This window comes from uncultured Veillonella sp. (assembly GCF_900545205.1).
Lineage (GTDB): Bacteria > Bacillota > Negativicutes > Veillonellales > Veillonellaceae > Veillonella.
Genome location: NZ_UQYC01000117.1, coordinates 1 through 3,189 on the forward strand (window position 1 = coordinate 1; position 3,189 = coordinate 3,189).

The following is a 3,189-nucleotide window of genomic DNA, read 5'->3' on the forward strand; positions in this document are numbered from 1 at the left end:
TGCCACGTCTTTGTAACCACTGCTTGAACCCTGCATGTGTAGCTGCATGTCCATCTGGCGCAATCTACAAACGCGATGAAGATGGTGTAGTTCTTGTATCTCAAGACGTATGTCGAGGTTGGAGACATTGTGTTCCATCTTGCCCATACAAAAAAATCTTCTACAACTGGGAAACAAATAAAGCTGAAAAATGCGTATTCTGTTACCCACGTTTGGAAAATGGCTTGCCTCAAATCTGTGCTGAAACATGCGTAGGTCGTATGCGCTACGTAGGTGTTGTATTCTACGACATGGACAAAGTCGAAGAAATGGCAGCTACAAAAAATGAACAAGATATTTACGAAAATACAGTAGAGTTAATCTTGGATCCTCATGATCCTGAGGTTATCAAAGCAGCTCGTGCAGAAGGTATCTCCGAAGCATGGATTAAAGCAGCTCAAAAATCTCCTGTATACAAACTTGTAAAAGAATGGGGCGTGGCATTGCCATTGCATCCTGAGTACCGTACATTGCCAATGGTTTGGTATGTGCCACCACTCAGCCCAATCTTGCAACGTGTAACATCTGATGTATACTTGCCAGATGCACACGAAATGCGCGTGCCTGTACAGTACTTAGCTAGTCTGTTTACAGCAGGTAACACAGAAATCTTAGCTCGTACATTGCAACGTGTTCTCGACATGCGTGAATACATGCGCCGTCGTGAAACAGGTGATGGTCCTATCGAACACAAAGTTGATTTAACAGAAGATCAAATGTACGCTATGTATAAATTGTTGGCATTGTCCAAATACAATGATCGCTTTGTTATCCCATCTGATGTTAAAGTATCTCGCGAAGGTCGCCTAGAAATGCAACAAAATCGCGGCTTTGCTTGCCCTACAGGGGGATGTCAATAATGAAGGATGCTCAGAAAATCGCTCTTATTGCGTCATTTCTTCTACGCTATCCTGATGAACAATGGTATAACGAATTACCTGAATGGAGAGAGGACGCCCAATCCGTTGGGCATCCTCAACTTCGCCAAGGTTTATTAGAATTCTTCGACTATGTAGAGGAATCCGATAAAAAAGAATTTGAAGACCAATATGTTCGTACCTTTGATTTTAGTCAAAATACAACTATGTATTTATCGACGTATGAGTTACAAGGTACAGGGGAACAAGCGGAAGAACTCGTAAAATTTAAAGCTTTCTTCCTCGAAAACGACTATGATTTGCCAAAAGAAATGCCTGATTATATTCCAGCACTTCTTGAGCTATGTGCCGTTATCGATGATGAAAAATCAAAAGAAATTTACGACTATTGTAAGCCAAAATTGGAATACATTAGAGAACGCTTCATTGAGGCTAAACTGCCTTATGCATTCTTGTTTGATATTATCTTGTCTGTTGCAAATGGATTGGAGGACGGTGCACGATGAATCTATTCCTTTGGGGCGCTTTGCCTTACATCGCATTCACCTTCTTAATCGTAGGTACTTTGGTTCGTTTCTTCTACTTTGAAAGAAACTGGACTACAAAATCGAGTGAATTTTTAGAGAAAAAACAATTGCGCATCGCTAATCCATTGTTCCACTTTGGTTTACTATGCGTTATCGGTGGTCACGTAGTAGGTGTATTAATTCCTAAAACTTGGACTGCTGCTATTGGTATTAATGACCATCTGTATCATGAAGGTGCGTTATACATGGGTGCTGTAGCTGGTATCATCTTCATCGTAGGCTTCTTGCTCTTGATGAAACGCCGCTTTACTGTGCCTGCTATGAAAGTTAACACATCTGGCCTTGATAAATGGTTATATTTGTTCTTAACATTAGCTATTTTCAGTGGTATGGCTGGTACATTGCTTAATGCATCCGGTTTCTTTGATTACCGCGTATCTATCGGCCCTTGGTTCCGTAGCTTGCTATCCTTTATGCCAGATCCATCCTTGATGGAAGGTGTACCATTCATGTTTAAATTCCACATGTTGGCTTGGATGGTAGTAGCTATTATCTTCCCATTCAGCCGTTTGGTACATTGCTTGAGTGTTCCACTCAACTACTTAACACGTCCGTTCATTGTATATCGTAAACGTGACGAAAAATAATTAGGATGATGATTGATTTGTATGCCCTTCATGATATGACAAATTAATTTTAGCCCCTTGTAATAGTGAAAGCTGATGCTCACTACTACAAGGGGCTTTTATTTATTAATTTTTGTTAGAGTAGTTTAGATAACATAACATAACATTATTTCTGATTTAATTACCTAGCTTTTACCGAAACACTTTTGAGTTGTTTATATAGTTAAAATGAAAGACTAAATTAGAATTATTCTTATAATGAATGCTACCTATCTAATATAAGTAATCTGCAAATTTCGATTTAAATGATAAAATATGTTAAGTAAAATTGATATTTCAGGAATTATGTTAGAGAGGTTTATGATGAATCAAGTGGAAACGAAACAGTATAAGAGTATTTACCATATCTTTATATGGATTGCAGTATTCTCCTTAATTATGATCGGTTTGCTAGAGTGGGGCTATATCGTAGGTGGTCGTGCCTTCGGGAACTATAAAGTCTATACAGGCCTTGTACCTTGGTGTACGTGGATTGTGATGACTTATTTGGCAACTCGTCCTAAATGGTTTACAAGTCGTTATAATTTATGTGAAATGTTCAAGGTTCACCGTGCATTAGGTATTGCATCTGTAGCTGTTATTGCATTCCATTTGTATCTCTATTTCGGTAAAGCTGCTAAATCCGTTCTCGGTTGGTGGGGTGGCTATGTAGCCCTTACTTCCTTCGGTATTGGTACTATTTCTGGCCTTGCGTTCTTGACGCCAAAACTTAGAAAAGTTACACCATCTGGTCGTAATGTTGGTATTTGGCTTCATCGTTTAAATCTCGTAGCATTAGTTGCTGCGGATATCCATATTCATGGTTTTAATCGTATTTCTAAAATGGTACCATTCTTACAAGTCTTTGATATCATTACATACGGTCTTGTTCTTTACTGCATCTATTTGATGTTTAAAAAGAAATAATAAGATACCTACAAATCCCTTCTGTATTATACAGAAGGGATTTTTTCGTTGTACGCCGAATAGGCATGACTAAACCCCCAGTTAAACTGGGGGTCGGTAAAAATTCTTAGAGAAAAGGAAAGAACCTCCTAGTGATAGAATGAAGTTGGTCTG

At 38.8% G+C, this 3,189-nt stretch carries 4 protein-coding genes; all 4 read left to right on the forward strand.

All coding sequences use genetic code 11. The annotated features are described in order from the left end of the window. On the forward strand, nucleotides 1–899 hold an 899-nt coding region (locus tag QZR70_RS08735; protein ID WP_363661717.1), incomplete at its 5' end, for a 4Fe-4S dicluster domain-containing protein. Then, complete coding sequence (gene narJ / locus QZR70_RS08740) at nucleotides 899–1,423, forward strand: nitrate reductase molybdenum cofactor assembly chaperone (protein ID WP_156697105.1); 525 nt, start codon at nucleotides 899–901, stop codon at nucleotides 1,421–1,423. The genes QZR70_RS08735 and narJ, both read left to right, overlap by 1 nt. Continuing rightward, nucleotides 1,420–2,091: a respiratory nitrate reductase subunit gamma gene (gene narI / locus QZR70_RS08745; RefSeq protein ID WP_105081540.1), complete on the forward strand. Its 672-nt coding sequence runs from the start codon at nucleotides 1,420–1,422 to the stop codon at nucleotides 2,089–2,091. Before narJ ends, narI begins: the two co-directional genes overlap by 4 nt. Before the next feature lie 342 nt (nucleotides 2,092–2,433). Continuing rightward, nucleotides 2,434–3,036, forward strand: a complete 603-nt coding sequence (locus tag QZR70_RS08750) for a hypothetical protein (RefSeq protein ID WP_156719445.1) — start codon at nucleotides 2,434–2,436, stop codon at nucleotides 3,034–3,036. Nucleotides 3,037–3,189: the final 153 nt, after the last annotated feature.